We start from the raw sequence: 15,790 nt of genomic DNA on the forward strand, positions 1-15,790 counted from the left end.
GATCCTGCCAAACCTGGTTTTTGAAACCAAGGTTGCGCTCAGATAGGAAGTTGAATGATGCTGCTGAATGGTGAACCACAGAGTCAGATTGCTATGACCGACCGAGGTCTGACGCTGGGCGATGGTTTTTTTACGACCCTGCAGATCAAGCAGCAACGGCCGTTACTATGGGCCTTACATGTCGAACGGTTGCGTTGGTGTGCCGAGCGGCTGCATTTCCCGGAGCTGGATATCCCAAGGCTTTACGAGCGCCTGTGTAGTCAGTTGGTGGATATCGAGCAGGGGTGCTGCAAAATTTTGTATACGCGTGGCTCTGGTGCCCGAGGCTATGGGATCCAGGGGTGTCAAGCTCCCAACGAGTTGATCAGTGTGCATGATTACCCGGATCTTTATCGACAGTGGCAACAATCGGGGATCCAGTTGGCCGTATGTCAGGGGCGATTGGGTCTGACTCCGCTCTTGGCGGGGATCAAGAGCCTGAATCGTCTGGAGCAGGTTTTGCTTAAAGCTGAGCTTGAAAACCGCGGTATGCCGGAAGGATTGGTGCTGGATACCGAAGGCATGGTGGTCGAAACTGTCGCCGCAAATGTATTTTGGCGACAAGATTCCGTAGTATACACACCGGATTTGGCGCTCAGTGGCGTCGCGGGTGTGATGCGCGCCTGGATCCTCGGTTATCTGGAGCAACAGGGGATCCGCTGCCAGCCCATCCGCGCCAATTTGGCTACGGTGAAGGCGGCCGATGAGGTCTGGATCAGTAATTCCCTGATGGAAGTCGTACCCGTTACTGGAATTGAAGATGTTACTTACCAAAATCATGCCATGGCTCGTCAACTGCAGGCTGCGTTTTTGTCGGCGGCGCAGGCGTAATATTGCCATTTTACTATCGCTGGTCAGCTTGCTCTGCGCGATCGCGTGGGGACACTTTCAGCTCAATCGACTGGATCAGCTGACGATTAGCGGTGATGCGCGCTATTTTACCGTCAAGAAGGGCATGTCAGCTCGCTCGCTGGTGAGTGAATTAGCCGGTCAGCCGGTGTCCCCCTTCTGGACTCTGGTCTGGTTGAAACTGCATCCAGAGCTGGCACAGATCAAGATGGGAACCTACCGCTTGGAATCCGGTTGGCTGGTTGGCCATGCCTTGTTGTTATTCTCCAGCGGTAAAGAAGTGCTGTTTTCGGTGACGCTGATCGAAGGTGGACGGATTGAAGACTTCATCCGCACCTTGCAGCAGGCACCTTTTATCGATAGCACCCTGGATGAAGATGATGCCGACGAGGTTCGCTCTGCCTTGGGACTGGAGCCGGATAACATTGACGGATTGCTGTTACCGGAGACTTATTCCTATACCGCCGGGACGCGGGATATTGATATTTTGCGGCGCTCCCGGGAGCACATGGTGGCGTTTCTGGAAAAAAGCTGGGCCCAGCGCGCCCAAGGGTTGCCCTATAAAACGCCTTATGATGCGCTGATCATGGCATCTATTATCGAAAAAGAGACGGGTAAAGCCGCAGAGCGTCCACTGATCGCCTCGGTGTTTATCAATCGCCTGCGCAAGGGGATGCGGCTGCAAACTGATCCGACCGTGATTTATGGTATCAAGGATCGGTATGACGGCAATATCCGCAAAGCCGATCTGCAGGATGACAACCCCTATAACACCTATCTGATTGAGGGATTACCTCCGACGCCGATTGCCATGCCGGGTAAAGCGGCGATACGCGCGGCTCTGCATCCGGCATCTAGTCATTATCTTTATTTCGTTGCCAAGGGCGGAGGGGAACATCACTTCTCTCGAACCCTGGCTGAACATAATAATGCGGTTCGCCGCTATATCTTGGGGCGCTCCTGATGACTGCACAATTTATCGTGATCGAAGGCTTGGAAGGTGCAGGCAAGAGTACGGCGGTTCGTCATGTTGAGGCCTGGCTAAGAGAGCATGGCATTACTCAGATTGAGAAAACCCGCGAGCCAGGTGGTACCCCGCTGGCTGAGCGGATGCGGGCGATTGTTAAGGAGATCCACGATGAACCCTTGACGATCCAAGCCGAGTTGCTGCTCATGTATGCCGCGCGGGTGCAGCTTGTGGAAACGCGCATCAAACCTGCGTTGAACCAGGGCATCTGGGTGATCGGTGATCGACACGATCTCTCCTCGTTAGCCTATCAAGGAGGCGGCCGAGGGATTGATGAAGCCTTGATCCGGCAGATCAAGCACGCGGTCCTCGGTGACTTTGCTCCGGATCTGACACTGTATTTGGATATCGATCCCGCCATTGGTCTGGCGCGGGCCCGCGCCCGTGGCGAGCTGGATCGGATCGAACTGGAGCAGCAAGCGTTCTTTGTGCGCACCCGGGAGCGCTATTTGCAACTGGCGGCGCAAGACGCCAGGATCCGGATTATTGATGCCAGCCAGAATGAAGCTCAGGTCGCTGCCAGTATCCGGGTTGAACTGGAGTCGAGCCTATGTATCCCTGGCTAGACCCGATCTGGCGCGACTGGCTGGATAGTTTTACCCAGGGCCGGTTGGCTCATGCCTGGTTGCTAAGCGGTCCCCTAGGGCTTGGCAAGATGGAGCTGGCGCGACAGATGGTGCAGATGTTGCTCTGTCAGCACCCATCGGCAACGGGCGCTTGTGGTCTGTGCCATAGCTGTACTCTGCTGGTCCATGGTAATCATCCGGATCTGCAAGTATTGGGCGAGCAGAACGAGAAAAGTCTGGGTGTGGACTTGGTCCGGGATTTGATCGGCAAGCTCAATGGCAGTGCGCAGCTGGGCGGCGCCAAGGTGATGATCATGGTGCGGGCTGAGCGGATGACGGAATCAGCCGCCAACGCCTTGCTCAAGACTCTGGAAGAGCCTGCGGGTCGCTCACATCTGATATTGCTGTCCGATCAGCCGAATCGTTTATTACCGACTATCCTCAGCCGATGTCAAAAACTAGCGGTTGTTCAGCCGGAAACAGCTCCGACCCTGGAATGGTTACGTCAACAAGAAGGCGGGGCTCAGGCCCAGGAGCATCACCTGCGGCTCAATCAGTTCGCACCACTACAAACTTTGGCCTATTTGCGCGGTGGTATGGATGTTCGTCGTCGTGGTTTGTGTGAGCGACTGAGCCGCTTTTTAGACGATCCGGCTCAACTCGAAGCCTTGATTGGCTCAATGCTGACGGAGATGCCTCATAGCCAGTCCTGGATCCATTGCCTGTTACTGGATGCACTCAAACTGCAAGCGGGATGCAGTGCAAATCAGTTGGTGATGGGGGATGCACAACCGACCATTCAACGACTGGCTCAATTCTCGACTGCGCATCTTCTGGCCGCAACCGAACGCTGGCAACTATTGGCCGCAATTCCTGAAGGCATGCCCACGAGTCTGCCCTCTCTTCATCTCATGACCTGGTTGAACCAGCTTATTCTCGAGGATCTTCACCTTGCTCGTTGATTCACATTGCCACCTAGACCGTCTCGATTACGCCAGTAAACATGTTGATATTGCCGATGCGGTTGCTAAAGCCAGTGCGCGGGGTGTCTCGCACTTATTGTGTGTAAGTGTCACGTTGGAACAATTTCCCAGCATGTTGGCCAAGATAGCGCCGTTTCCTCAGGTTTTTGCTTCCTGCGGCGTGCATCCTCTGGATCAGGAATCACCCTGGAGTCCGGAGTTGCTGCGTCAGCTAGCTGCCGAGCCCAGAGTGGTTGCCATTGGTGAAACTGGTCTGGATTATTTCTATCATCCAGAGCACAAATTGATCCAGCAACAGGCCTTTCGCGAGCATATCCGCGTCGCCCGTGAGTTGCACAAACCACTGATCATCCACACCCGAGACGCGCAGGAGGATACCTTGGCGATCCTCAAAGAGGAGGGCGCTGACTCGGTGGGCGGAGTCTTGCACTGCTTCACTGAGGATTGGGCCATGGCCGAAGCTGCCATGGCGCTGGGTTTTTACATTTCGATCTCCGGTATCGTGACATTCCGCAATGCCGATCGGCTGCGAGAAGTCACCCGCCGTTTGCCAGCCGAGCGCTTGCTGATCGAAACCGATTCGCCCTATCTGGCGCCAGTTCCCCATCGGGGGCAGGAAAATGAGCCAGCATATGTTCGTGATGTGGCTGAATATGTCGCCTGGTTGCGCAATACCACGGTAGAAGAGATCGCGGCCTTGACCAGCGAGAACTTCTTCCGGCTATTCCCGCTGGCCGGTCGTTAATTCGCTCGCGGTAGCGCCGTACTCCTCAGTGCTGGACATTCCCTGCCAGATAAAAAGCCCCGGTGCGTTTCCGCCCGGGGCTTTTGAGTTTTACAACCACATGAGTCGAGCTCGCGGATCTATTGGCAGCAGCGACCCTTGGCCAGATTGCCGACCATGATGATCAGGGCGACTGCCAGATAGCAGCCGAATATCAGCACCAGCCACTGCGGCATATCCCAGCTGAGGAAGACCCATTGCCGCTCGGAGCAGTCCCCGGTCGGATAGAACATCCAGGGGATCCACTTATCCAATGGCATCCAGCTGGGGAACTTGGCAAAAAAGCTACAGGTATTGAAAGGGGACGGATTCAACTGGTAATCGACATGCTGCAGTGATAGCTGCAGGCCGCGGAACGCACTGTAACCCCACAGCAAGAGTGCAGGCCATCGCAGCCAGAGCTTTTGCGGCGCTATCAGGGCTACCAGAGCCGCCACCAGAATGCCAATAAACGCTAACCGCTCATAGACGCACATCACGCAAGGGAATAACCCCATCACATGCTGGAAAAATAGACCGCATAACTCAAAGGCGAAGGCCGAGGCCGCCAATAAAGCCCATGCCGCTCGTTGACGACTGATCGTCCGGATATATGTAATCATCAGTGGCTCCTCAGAATAGAGTCGTCGATTAGAAGCTAATTCAGATAAAAAGAAAAGAGTGCCTATCTGGCTGTTTCTATTATTTTATTGATGACGGTTTTTGCGATGACAAAAGAACTAGATACCGTGGCCGCTTATTTTTCTGCCCCTTTCGTTGTTATCTCAATTGGGGTAGCAATAGCCGCCAACTTGGAGAATGTATGCCGTGACGACGGGAGACAAAGCCGGCGAGCGTTGCCTTTTGTGGCCGAATACAGACTCTTTCTCCGGTGCGGTTTAGAAACTGGTCACACCAGCGCTTGTTGATATCCTTGACGCTCTGCTATTATCCGCCCTGCTTTTTCCCAAACAGAGAAGATTGATGGTCATTAAAGCCCAAAGCCCGGCTGGTTTTGCCGAAGAGTACATCATTGAATCGATTTGGAATAATCGGTTCCCTCCCGGCACCATTCTCCCGGCAGAGCGTGAGCTTTCTGAACTGATTGGGGTAACCCGGACTACCTTGCGCGAAGTATTACAGCGTCTGGCTCGTGATGGCTGGCTGACCATTCAACACGGCAAGCCGACCCGAGTGAATAATTTTTGGGAAACCTCCGGGCTTAATATTCTGGAAACTCTGGCGCGACTGGATCAGGAAAAGTTTCCGCAACTGATCGATCAATTGCTCTCTGCCCGCACCAATATCAGCGGGATTTTCCTGCGCGGTGCGGTAAAAAATAGCCCGCAGCGCGTGTTGGAATTGCTGGCCCAGGCCGAAGCGTTGGGCGACGATGCCGAAGCATTCGCCGAGTTTGATTATCAGCTTTACCACCAGTTGGCGTTTGCCTCCGGCAATCCGATTTATGCCCTGATCCTCAATGGTTTTCAGAAGCTCTATACCCGGATTGGCCGCTACTATTTTGCTCAGCAGCCTGCCCGGCACTGTACGCTGGCGTTTTATCAGCAATTGGCCGAGCTCGCCCGGGCTGATGGCAAGGCGGATGCCGTTTGGTTATTGGTCCGGCAATATGGCGCGGACTCCGCCAAGATTTGGAGCACGCTTAAAGAGTCGCTTTCGGCCAATCTGGACGAGATCTGACGGCTCACTCATGAGCCAACAAAAAAGCCGCTGAGCGGCTTTTTTGTTTTGGATCATCGGTGGTGACGGGATGAGGCCGTAGGCTCCGGGGTTAGGGTGACGCGGATGTGGAAGGTGGCTCCGGATTTTGGGCGATGATCTGTATCTTACCATCGGCATCTTCCTGCTCCAGGATCACGCCGAAACCCCACAGTCGTTGCAGATGCTTGATCACTTCATGACGCGAATCGGCTAAGGGAATGCGTTCATGGGGCACGTAGCGCAGGATCAAGGAGCGATCTCCCTTGAGGGCCACGTTGTAGACCTGAATATTTGGCTCGAGTTGACTCAGGTTATATTGCGCCGAGATCTTCTGCCGCAACCGGCGGTAGCCTTCTTCGTTATGAATGGCCGAGACCTGCAGGTAATTGCATTGATCATTGTCATCAATGGCAAATAGCCGCAAATCGCGCATCACAGTAGGGCTCAGAAACTGGCTGATAAAGCTCTCGTCCTTAAAGTTTTCCATCGCAAAGTGCAAGGTGGTTAGCCAGTCGCTGCCGGCATAATCCGGGAACCAGTATTTATCTTCCTCGGTCGGTGATTCACACAGACGGCGCAGATCGCGGAACATGGCAAACCCCAGGGCATAGGGGTTGATGCCGGAGTAGTGGGGACTGTTATAGGGCGGCTGGTAGACCACGTTGGTATGGTTGTGGAGAAACTCCAGCATGAAACGATCGGTGAGCAAACCCTCGTCATACAGGTGATTGAGAATGGTGTAGTGCCAGAACGTCGCCCAGCCTTCATTCATTACCTGGGTTTGCTTCTGCGGATAAAAATACTGACTGATCTTGCGCACGATGCGGATGATCTCGCGCTGCCAGGGCTCCAGCAAAGGGGCATGTTTCTCGATAAAATAGAGAATGTTCTCCTGGGGCTCGCTCGGGAAACGGCCCGGCTTGCGATCGGCGGTGCCGGTCGCCTTGGGTAGCGTGCGCCAGAGTTCATTCACCTGAGTCTGCAGATACTCTTCGCGGCGCTTCTGCCGGCGTTTTTCCTCACTCAACGAGATCTTTTGCGGGCGCTTGTAACGATCCACGCCGTAATTCATCAAGGCGTGACAGGAGTCGAGCAATGCTTCTACGGCATCAACGCCATGATGTTCCTCACAATCGCTGATGTAGTGGCGAGCAAACAGCAGGTAGTCAATGATCGAACTGGCGTCGGTCCAGGTCTTGAACAGGTAGTTGTTGCGGAAAAACGAGTTGTGGCCATAACAGGCGTGAGCCATGACCAATGCCTGCATGGGCAGGGTATTTTCTTCCATCAGGTAGGAGATACAGGGATCGGCGTTGATGACAATTTCATAAGCCAGACCCATCTGCCCCCGTTTGTAGTGTTGCTCGGTACTGATGAACTTTTTACCAAAGGACCAATGATGGTAGCCGATGGGCATTCCCACACTGGAGTAGGCATCCATCATCTGCTCACTGCTGATCACCTCGATCTGGTTCGGGTAGGTCTTGAGGCGATAATGCTCGGCCACGCGGGCAATTTCGGCCTGATAGCGTTCCAGCAGTGAAAAGCTCCAGTCTGGACCATCGGGTAGTGGTTCGTGGCTGTGTGACGTCGACATAATCACTCCTCATCCCTGCTCACAGTGCATTCAGGCGGCCTGCTTTTTAAATAGTTCGCGGAATACCGGGTAGATATCTTCCACGGTGCGGATGTTCTCCATGGCAAAGTGCGGGAAGCTTTTGACCAGCGTCTCGTATTGATACCACAGACTCTGATGGGCGCGACTGGTGATTTCAATGTACGAAAAGTAGCGTACCCACGGCAGGATCTGTTGGGTCAGCAGCTCCTTGCACAGGGGGGAGTCATCGGCCCAGTTGTCTCCGTCGGAAGCTTGAGCGGCGTAAATATTCCATTGGGCGGCGGGATAGCGAGCCTGCATGATCTCAGCCATCAGCTTCAAAGCACTGGAGACTATGGTGCCACCGGTTTCCTGAGAGTAAAAAAAGTCATGCTCGTCCACCTCCTTGGCCTGGGTATGGTGGCGGATAAACACCACGTCCACATTCTTGTAGCTGCGGGTTAAAAACAGATACAGCAGGATGTAAAAGCGCTTGGCCATCTCCTTAGTGGCTTGATCCATGGAGCCGGATACATCCATCAGGCAGAACATGACTGCTTGGCTGGAAGGCTCGGGACGTTTGACGAAGTTGTTAAACCGCAGATCGAAGGTGTCGATAAAGGGTACAGCGTCGATGCGGCGCCGTAACTCGGCAATCTCCTGCTCAATCAGTTGTAGAATGGCTGCCGATGCCCCCGCCGCTTGCTGGCTTTGCAATTCAGCCTCCAACTCGAGCAGTTGGCGTTTTTTGCCGGCTTGCAGTGCCATCCGGCGGGCGAGGGAGTTCTGCAATGAACGGACAATGTTGATGTTGGCCGGTACGCCATTAGCGGTGTAACCGGCTCTATGGGTTTTCATCTCGACCAACTTGCTGATCTGGTTCTGCTCTAGATTCGGTAGCTCCAGATCATCGAACAGCATATCGAGATATTCATCTTTGGAGATGTCGAAGACAAATTCGTCTTCCCCCTCACCACTGTCGCTGGCATCACCAGAACCACTACCGCCACCGGAGGAGCCTGTCGGTCGGTCGATATGCTCTCCAGGTACGAAGCGATCATTACCAGGATGCACGATCTCCCGATGCCCCCCTTTACCCTGATGAAATACCGGCTCGGTAATATCCTTGCTCGGGATGGAAACGTGTTCGCCTTGGTCGATATCCTGAATGCTCCGCTTGCTCACCGCATCGGAGACCGCCTTTTTGATCTGCTCCTTGTAGCGGTGCAGGAACCGTTGCCGGTTCACTGCACTCTTGTTCTTGCCATTGAGCCGCCGGTCGATGAAATGCGCCATACTGCTGCCTCCTGATACATCGAGCCCTAGCTGGATTTGCGCACCCGCAAATACCATTCAGAGAGCAGGCGGACCTGCTTGCGCGTATAGCCCTTTTCCATCATCCGTTCGACAAAGTTCTCGTGTTTGTGCTGCTCTTCGGCTGAGGTCTTGGCATTGAAGGAGATGACCGGCAGCAGCTCTTCGGTATTGGAGAACATCTTCTTCTCGATCACCGCTCTGAGTTTCTCGTAGCTGGTCCAGTTCGGATTCCGGCCCGCGTTGTTGGCGCGAGCGCGCAGTACGAAGTTGACGATCTCGTTACGGAAATCTTTGGGGTTGCTGATCCCGGCTGGTTTTTCAATCTTCTCCAGCTCGCTGTTGAGTGCGGAGCGATCAAACAGCTGGCCGGTTTCCGGGTCGCGGTACTCCTGATCCTGGATCCAGAAGTCGGCATAGGTTACGTAGCGGTCAAAAATGTTCTGACCGTACTCAGAGTAGGATTCCAGATACGCGGTCTGGATCTCCTTGCCGATGAATTCCACATAGCGGGGGACCAGGTAGCCCTTGATGAATTCCAGGTACTTGTCGTGCGTTTCTTGAGGAAACTGCTCGCGTTCGATCTGTTGCTCCAGCACGTAGAACAGATGCACTGGATTGGCTGCTACCTCCAGATGGTCAAAATTGAATACTCGGGAGAGGATTTTGAAGGCGAACCGGGTCGAAAGGCCCTCCATTCCTTCATCCACACCCGCGTAGTCGCGATACTCCTGGTACGACTTGGCTTTGGGATCGGTATCTTTGAGGCTTTCCCCATCATAGACCCGCATTTTGGAGTACAGGCTGGAGTTCTCCGGAGTCTTCAGCCGGGAGAGCACACTGAACTGAGCCAGGTATTCCAGGGTGCCAGGAGCACATTTGGCATTGGCTAACTCACTATTAACCAGTAGTTTTTCATAGATATGCACTTCTTCAGAGAAGCGCAGGCAATAGGGCACCTTGACGATATAGACCCGATCCAGGAATGCCTCATTGTTCTTGTTATTGCGGAACTGCTGCCACTCCGATTCATTGGAGTGAGCAAGAATGATCCCCTCGAAGGGCAGGGCGGATAACCCTTCGGTGCCGTTGTAGTTGCCTTCCTGCGTCGCGGTCAGCAACGGATGCAGCACCTTGATCGGCGCCTTGAACATTTCGACAAATTCCATCATCCCTTGATTGGCGCGGCACAGGGAGCCTGAGTAGGCATAGGCATCGGCATCATTCTGGGCGAAATGCTCCAACTGACGAATATCAACCTTGCCGACCAGAGCGGAGATATCCTGATTGTTTTCATCTCCCGGTTCGGTTTTCGCAATGGCCAGCTGATCGAGGATGGAAGGGTAGACCTTCTCGACCCGGAACTGACTGATGTCACCGCCAAATTCATGCAGCCGTTTAGCGACCCAGGGCGAAATGATGCTCTTGAGATAGCGTTTCGGGATGCCATATTCCTTCTCCAGAATGTCGCCATCTTCGTTGACATCAAACAGGCAGAAGGGGTGGTCATTTACCGGTGAGCCCTTGATGCGATAGATGGGCACCTTTTGCATCAAGGATTTGAGCTTCTCGGCCAGGGATGATTTGCCGCCACCGACTGGACCCAACAGGTAGAGGATCTGCTTGCGCTCCTCGAGCCCCTGGGCGGCATGTTTGAGGTAGGAGACGATCTGCTCTATCGCCTCTTCCATACCATAAAAATCCTTGAACGCTGGATAACGCGGCACGACCCGGTTGGAGAATAATCGACTCAAACGGGGAGTCAGGGAGGTATCGACCATTTCGGGTTCACCGATGGCCAGTAACAGGCGCTCGGAGGCCGAGGCGTAGCAGGTCTTGTCCTTTTTGCAGAGGTCAAGAAACTCCGCCAGTGTGTACTCCTCTTCACGCGAGGCTTCATAACGGCGTTGATAGTGATCGAAAATTCCCATGATCTTTCCCCCAAATCGCTTGTTACGGCCAGTCAGCGTTAAACTACTGGCTGGTGACGGCATCGACGGTCGTCTTGTTAAAGACTAGTCGAGTCAAAAGTGGACTGAGAAATAAGCTATCGAGAAATAAGCACTTTTCAGGCCAACTTGCGACATCGTCTTGCTGTCTACTGCGGCAATCTTGAGCCCTTGATCCTGTTGTGCCACTGTCACGGGATGATGTCAAAGCGCATTTTGTCAGCAACTTGGGGGATTTGTGTTCCATTAGTTGGAGTGCGCACAATTTCGGTGCATTGCCGTTGCTAGCCAATACGATCCGAAATGGCTTCAGGATGGGTATACTCGGCGCATCAGTGTCGATATGGGTCTTTAGCAAGGATTTGAGGCGTGAACTTTCTGGCGCATGTGTTATTAGCGGGGGCGAGACCTTCGGATCAGATTGGTGGCTTGCTGGGGGATTTTGTCAAAGGCCCCTTGCCTTGTGGCTTGCCGCCTGAGTTGGCCCGCGGAGTCGCGCTACACCGATTTGTGGATCGCTCAACGGATCGACACCCGTTGTTTATCCGCAGCTGCCAGCGTATCAGTCCAGAGCGCCGGCGGTTTGCCGGCATCATCATCGATATGGTGTATGACCATTTTCTGGCAACTCACTGGCTCTGTTATTGCGACATCCCTTTGGCACGCTACAGCCAGGATTTTTACCGGCTCCTGACCGAGTATTGGTCCTTTTTCCCGGAAGGAGCATTCAATATGTTGGCCGCGATGCAACGCCAAGACTGGTTGTGTGGGTATGCTGATTTGGCGATGATTGGTCGGTCGCTGGATCATATCAGCCGTGTTCGCTTGAAGCGTGCGAATAGCTTGGTCGGGGCAATTGTCGAGCTGGAGGCTCATTATGCGGGTCTGGAGCAAGATTTTCGTGGTTTTATGCCAGACATGCTGCGGGCCTGCAGGGAGTGGCAAGAGAATGAAACACTGGCCGGAGCGATGAGATCCAGGAAATGAAGCTTGGCTTTTCGGTCCGATTATCGAATGATCGGGTCCCCACTGGCCACAACGAACCGCTATGACCCGTCCTGCGCCACCCCGTGCCTCCGCCCATCGCCGTACCGGATATCATATCTGGCTGCTGGTGTTGTTGGTGCATGTGACTGGTGTTGCGGCTATTTTCTGGTTAGCCAATCATCCAGGGAATGTGTTGCTTCAGGTCGCGCATGCTCCTGAAACCGCAATGTTGAAGGCGCGATGGCTTAGCGCCTCGAGCATGAAAACTGATTCGCCGCAAAACCGAATTACGAAGTCAGCAGCATCCACGAGTCTATCGTTGCCTCAGGCTCCAACGCGCAGGGCTGCTCGAGCCGAGGCGATCCCATCAACCGTAGCCATACAACCGGATCGCCGCTCATCCCAGACATCGCTTAAACACTCAGTACCGTCATCACGGCGCTCCGCGTTACGTTCATCCACCCACTCTGCGGTGGATGATAAGGGCCGAAGAAAGCAGCAAATCCATCCCAAGCAGCAATACTCGAGCGTGGAACGCAGCAGGCCTGTCACGGATCCGCAAGCGTCAGTACTAGCTGCAGCCCAGCATTCGGCCAAGACTTCGCCTACACAGGGCGAGGCTTCAAGACCACAGACCCAATTTAGCCATCCGGTATCCTCTGCCTCCGCCCTTGCCGCGCCTCTCCTGGGCAAACCCTCGACTCAGCACGGCACAGATCCGAAGGCTGCCACCACAGTCTCCAATGTCAATAAAGAGCCCGGAGGCCCCGTGATCACCCAGGCTCGCTATCGGCAAGCGCCAGTGCCAGCAGAGTATCCCCCCTTGGCCCGGCGGCGAGGCATTGAAGGACGAGTTCTGGTTCAGGTGTGGCTGGATGAGCACGGCGAACAGCTCAAACGTGAAATCATCGAAAGCTCCGGTTCTGCGCTGCTGGATCAGGCGGCATTACGATCCGTGTCCCGCAATCAGTTTTTACCCCATACCCTCAATGGCGTAGGGCATGCAGCCCGATTACGTCTGCCCGTCATCTTCCGCTTGCACCCTTGACACCAATAAGCCGTGTGAGCGGCTTGATCCAGATCACCGAGAGTGTGATTCCGTACCACATTGGCTCCCTGAACTGTGCCTCATCGCCCATTTGTCACCATGAACGGCTGATAATCTTTTAGGCATTCGGTGATCTCGTTATGGCCTGTTGGGCAAAATCATCGTCTTCGCAACCGGGAGTCTAGCTATGAGTGATGTTGCGTTGTCGACCAGCCTGTTGGCTTTGGTCGCCGTTCTGGGATTGTGGTTTGGGAATCTGCGCTTCTATGGTGTCGGCCTGGGGATCGGCGGCGTGCTATTTGGCGGGATTGCTGTTGGCCATTTTGTCGGCTACTTCGGAGTCGAGCTGGATATGCATACCCTGCAGTTTATCCAGGAGTTTGGGCTGATCCTGTTTGTCTACACCATAGGTATCCAGGTCGGGCCCGGCTTTTTTTCCTCACTCCGGACCTCGGGTCTGAAGTTGAATCTGTTTGCCGCCCTGCTGGTGCTAGTCGGTTTTGTGGTGGTCTATCTGATCCACAAGCTTTTCAATGTGCCATTGCCGGTTATTCTGGGGACCTACTCCGGTGCGGTGACCAATACACCATCTCTGGGGGCGGGACAGCAGATCCTCAATGAGTTGGGGGCACAACCGGGTGAGATGGGGGTCATGGGGATGGGTTATGCTGTTGCCTATCCATTCGGGATCTGCGGCATCCTGTTGACCATGTGGTTGGTGCGCCTGGTATTCAAGATCAATATCGAACGTGAAGCGCGGCATTTTGAGCAGCTAAGCGGGCAAAATAAACGCAATCTGCAAACCATGAATCTGGCGGTGCGTAATCCGAATCTGGATGGTTTGATGCTGCAGGAGATCCCCAGTCTGGAAGATGGACAGGTGATCTGTTCACGTTTGAAGCGAGGGGAGGCGTTGATGGTCCCCCATGCCACGACCCGGATCCAGCTCAACGATCTGGTTCATCTGGTCGGTGAGCCCGAGGCGCTGAAACGGGTGCGTTTGGTTATTGGTGAAGAAGTCGAGACATCACTATCGACACAGGGCACTGATTTGCGTGTGGTACGAGTGGTCGTCACCAATGAGCAGGTATTGAGCAAGACCATTCAGGAGCTGGATCTGAAGCTCAAGTATGATGTTGTTGTGTCGCGGCTGAACCGGGCTGGCATCGAACTGGTACCCAGCAACCACTCCTCCTTGCAATTTGGCGACATTCTCAATCTGGTCGGGCGTGCCGAAGCCATTGAGGCGGTGGCAAACCTGGTGGGTAACGCGCAGCAAAAATTACAACAAGTCCAGATGCTCCCTGTGTTTATCGGCATAGGTCTCGGGGTGGTGCTCGGTTCAGTCCCATTTTACGTGCCCGGTTTTCCGGCTGCACTGAAACTGGGGCTTGCCGGCGGCCCTCTGGTGGTGGCGCTGATCCTGTCTCGGATTGGCAGTATCGGTCCCTTGTATTGGTTTATGCCTCCCAGCGCCAACCTCGCTCTTCGCGAGTTGGGGATCGTGTTGTTCCTTGCTGTGGTGGGATTGAAAGCCGGTGGCAATTTTGTTGAAACCCTGGTGCAAGGAGATGGCGTGCTCTGGATGGGATTCGGTGTTGCTATTACCTTGATCCCGCTGTGTTTGGTCGCGGTGTTGGCGCGTTGGTTGGCGGGAATGAACTACCTGACGCTCTGCGGTCTGCTGGCGGGGTCGATGACAGATCCACCCGCACTGGCATTTGCCAATAACATGCATCCAACCAGCGAAGCGTCCTCGTTGGCTTATGCAACAGTGTATCCACTGGTGATGTTTTTACGGATCCTTTCGCCCCAGATCCTGGCTATCTTGCTCTGGGTTGGGGGATAGCGAATATCACAGCAGATAACGGGGCCCTTGCGGCCCCGTTTTCAATTCAAGCGCTCGACTTTGAGCCATACGTGCTGCTGCCTGGTATTGCGCTGGTTGCTGGAGCCAGCCAAACCGCTTTGTTGTTGATTACTGCTGATTTCTCCGCCGCCCAGCGGTATCCATGTACCAAGCGGGCCTCGGATGATTGTGCTCAGATTAGCCTGTTCAATCTGGTTACCGTTGAGTTGCTGTTGCAGGGGCGAAATATTCAGCTCGACCTGGTCGCCAACGAGCCGGGGTAGGGCGGTAAACCCAGTGCCCACATCGACATACTGAATCGTGTCAGCCAGAACCAGCTGATGGTTTTGACGCTGGATCTGACGCATGGCCAACGGCAGGGATTGTCCCAGGTAGATCTGCGCCGCGGCCCCTTCAACCGTTTGCACCTGTTGACTGCTCTGGTTGTTACCCTGGCTTTGGTTGTTCTGCACAGACCCCTCAAGCTGGATTTGAGAGTTGTCGCCCAGTTTAATGCTGCCTTGCTGGATCGACAGACCGCGCTCATCGGCCCGGAAATCATTTCCCTGACGTACCGAGATCAGTAATCGCTGCAGCGGCTTATCGATGGCGGCAAGTACCGTTTGCAGCTCGGCGAGATTTTCTGGTGTGGTCCGGACGAACAGCTGATTACCCGCGCCGACGATAGAGCCGCCCGGACTGACCAGCGGTTCCAGTGTGGGGAGAACCTGTTCGGGTAGACGGTGGTGCAGCGGAAGTATGGTGATCTCTTCGGCAGATAGCGTGTACGAAGCAATCAGGAGTAATGCAAATAGATAGCGCAGCATGGCGACTCCAGTTAAAAAAACCGTGGTTCGAGTTTAACATGCTCATACAGATAGACCTCTATGCTGCGTCTGCGAGAGCGGGCTTCCAGCGACTCGTAAAATGTGATCCGTATTGGTCGCAGCAACACGCAATCGGCCTATAGTTAGACCTAGGTGTTGATCGAATGAGGGGGATTCATCATGGATTTACCTGATTACCATCGAGACTCAGCCAGCTTCAACAGGCGTTGTGGCATTGGAGCCGTACGACAGCCGATCCTGACCAGTTCC

At 54.3% G+C, this 15,790-nt stretch carries 14 protein-coding genes; 9 read left to right on the top strand and 5 right to left on the bottom strand.

The window, feature by feature from the left end; genetic code table 11:
- Window positions 1–54: 54 nt before the first annotated feature.
- The 5 genes from pabC to ACYVG7_RS19025 are packed head-to-tail and all read left to right on the top strand — an operon-like array spanning window position 55 to window position 4,209.
- Window positions 55–870 (top strand): aminodeoxychorismate lyase, encoded by an 816-nt coding sequence (gene pabC / locus ACYVG7_RS19005; RefSeq protein ID WP_460884670.1) that lies wholly within the window; start codon window positions 55–57, stop codon window positions 868–870.
- A complete protein-coding gene (gene mltG, locus ACYVG7_RS19010) occupies window positions 800–1,852 on the top strand; it encodes an endolytic transglycosylase MltG (RefSeq protein ID WP_460884671.1) in 1,053 nt (350 codons plus the stop codon). The genes pabC and mltG overlap by 71 nt, the downstream gene beginning before the upstream one ends.
- Window positions 1,852–2,481, top strand: a complete 630-nt coding sequence (gene tmk / locus ACYVG7_RS19015; RefSeq protein WP_460884672.1) for a dTMP kinase — start codon at window positions 1,852–1,854, stop codon at window positions 2,479–2,481. The genes mltG and tmk overlap by 1 nt, the downstream gene beginning before the upstream one ends.
- Entirely contained in the window at window positions 2,466–3,443 is a 978-nt protein-coding gene (gene holB, locus ACYVG7_RS19020) for a DNA polymerase III subunit delta' (protein ID WP_460884673.1), read from the top strand. The genes tmk and holB overlap by 16 nt, the downstream gene beginning before the upstream one ends.
- Window positions 3,433–4,209, top strand: coding sequence for a TatD family hydrolase (locus ACYVG7_RS19025; protein ID WP_460884674.1), 777 nt, complete (start codon window positions 3,433–3,435; stop codon window positions 4,207–4,209). The genes holB and ACYVG7_RS19025 overlap by 11 nt, the downstream gene beginning before the upstream one ends.
- Window positions 4,210–4,328: 119 nt before the next feature.
- Here ACYVG7_RS19025 and dsbB read toward each other — a convergent pair whose 3' ends face one another.
- The gene (gene dsbB, locus ACYVG7_RS19030) at window positions 4,329–4,850 is read right to left on the bottom strand and encodes a disulfide bond formation protein DsbB (RefSeq protein WP_460884675.1); all 522 of its coding nucleotides are present in this window, start codon (window positions 4,848–4,850) and stop codon (window positions 4,329–4,331) included.
- Between the two features lie 361 nt (window positions 4,851–5,211).
- On the opposite strand from dsbB, the gene fadR reads away from it, so the two are divergent.
- Window positions 5,212–5,928 carry a fatty acid metabolism transcriptional regulator FadR gene (gene fadR / locus ACYVG7_RS19035; RefSeq protein WP_460884676.1) on the top strand — a complete coding sequence of 239 codons (717 nt, stop codon included), beginning with the start codon at window positions 5,212–5,214 and terminating at the stop codon, window positions 5,926–5,928.
- Window positions 5,929–6,019: 91 nt separating this feature from the next.
- Here the strand turns inward: fadR and ACYVG7_RS19040 are convergent, their stop codons facing one another.
- The 3 genes from ACYVG7_RS19040 to ACYVG7_RS19050 are packed head-to-tail and all read right to left on the bottom strand — an operon-like array spanning window position 6,020 to window position 10,791.
- Complete coding sequence (locus ACYVG7_RS19040) at window positions 6,020–7,546, bottom strand: SpoVR family protein (RefSeq protein ID WP_460884677.1); 1,527 nt, start codon at window positions 7,544–7,546, stop codon at window positions 6,020–6,022.
- Window positions 7,547–7,576: 30 nt separating this feature from the next.
- The gene (locus tag ACYVG7_RS19045) at window positions 7,577–8,842 is read right to left on the bottom strand and encodes a YeaH/YhbH family protein (RefSeq protein ID WP_460884678.1); all 1,266 of its coding nucleotides are present in this window, start codon (window positions 8,840–8,842) and stop codon (window positions 7,577–7,579) included.
- Between the two features lie 26 nt (window positions 8,843–8,868).
- Window positions 8,869–10,791: a PrkA family serine protein kinase gene (locus tag ACYVG7_RS19050; RefSeq protein WP_460884679.1), complete on the bottom strand. Its 1,923-nt coding sequence runs from the start codon at window positions 10,789–10,791 to the stop codon at window positions 8,869–8,871.
- A 387-nt stretch (window positions 10,792–11,178) separates the two neighbouring features.
- Here ACYVG7_RS19050 and ACYVG7_RS19055 point away from each other — a divergent pair, with 387 nt between their 5' ends.
- The 3 genes from ACYVG7_RS19055 to ACYVG7_RS19065 all read left to right on the top strand — a co-directional run bounded on the left by ACYVG7_RS19055 (window position 11,179) and on the right by ACYVG7_RS19065 (window position 14,693).
- A complete protein-coding gene (locus ACYVG7_RS19055; RefSeq protein WP_460884680.1) occupies window positions 11,179–11,796 on the top strand; it encodes an acyl carrier protein phosphodiesterase in 618 nt (205 codons plus the stop codon).
- Window positions 11,797–12,565: 769 nt separating this feature from the next.
- Window positions 12,566–12,844 (top strand): energy transducer TonB, encoded by a 279-nt coding sequence (locus ACYVG7_RS19060; RefSeq protein WP_460884681.1) that lies wholly within the window; start codon window positions 12,566–12,568, stop codon window positions 12,842–12,844.
- A gap of 187 nt (window positions 12,845–13,031) precedes the next feature.
- Window positions 13,032–14,693, top strand: a complete 1,662-nt coding sequence (locus ACYVG7_RS19065) for a putative transporter (protein ID WP_460884682.1) — start codon at window positions 13,032–13,034, stop codon at window positions 14,691–14,693.
- Window positions 14,694–14,734: 41 nt separating this feature from the next.
- On the opposite strand, the gene ACYVG7_RS19070 is transcribed toward ACYVG7_RS19065, so the two are convergent.
- Window positions 14,735–15,520 carry a secretin N-terminal domain-containing protein gene (locus ACYVG7_RS19070; RefSeq protein ID WP_460884683.1) on the bottom strand — a complete coding sequence of 262 codons (786 nt, stop codon included), beginning with the start codon at window positions 15,518–15,520 and terminating at the stop codon, window positions 14,735–14,737.
- Window positions 15,521–15,790 lie beyond the last annotated feature (270 nt).

Source organism: Pseudaeromonas pectinilytica (assembly GCF_054780855.1).

Bases quoted from the DNA above. Each gene is read 5' to 3' on its own strand.
- ACYVG7_RS19070 (WP_460884683.1), bottom strand. From the start codon at position 15,520: ATGCTGCGCTATCTATTTGCATTACTCCTGATTGCTTCGTACACGCTA.
- dsbB (WP_460884675.1), bottom strand. From the start codon at position 4,850: ATGATTACATATATCCGGACGATCAGTCGTCAACGAGCGGCATGGGCT.
- pabC (WP_460884670.1), top strand. From the start codon at position 55: ATGATGCTGCTGAATGGTGAACCACAGAGTCAGATTGCTATGACCGAC.
- ACYVG7_RS19040 (WP_460884677.1), bottom strand. From the start codon at position 7,546: ATGTCGACGTCACACAGCCACGAACCACTACCCGATGGTCCAGACTGG.
- ACYVG7_RS19065 (WP_460884682.1), top strand. From the start codon at position 13,032: ATGAGTGATGTTGCGTTGTCGACCAGCCTGTTGGCTTTGGTCGCCGTT.
- mltG (WP_460884671.1), top strand. From the start codon at position 800: ATGTTACTTACCAAAATCATGCCATGGCTCGTCAACTGCAGGCTGCGT.
- fadR (WP_460884676.1), top strand. From the start codon at position 5,212: ATGGTCATTAAAGCCCAAAGCCCGGCTGGTTTTGCCGAAGAGTACATC.
- ACYVG7_RS19050 (WP_460884679.1), bottom strand. From the start codon at position 10,791: ATGGGAATTTTCGATCACTATCAACGCCGTTATGAAGCCTCGCGTGAA.
- ACYVG7_RS19045 (WP_460884678.1), bottom strand. From the start codon at position 8,842: ATGGCGCATTTCATCGACCGGCGGCTCAATGGCAAGAACAAGAGTGCA.
- tmk (WP_460884672.1), top strand. From the start codon at position 1,852: ATGACTGCACAATTTATCGTGATCGAAGGCTTGGAAGGTGCAGGCAAG.
- holB (WP_460884673.1), top strand. From the start codon at position 2,466: ATGTATCCCTGGCTAGACCCGATCTGGCGCGACTGGCTGGATAGTTTT.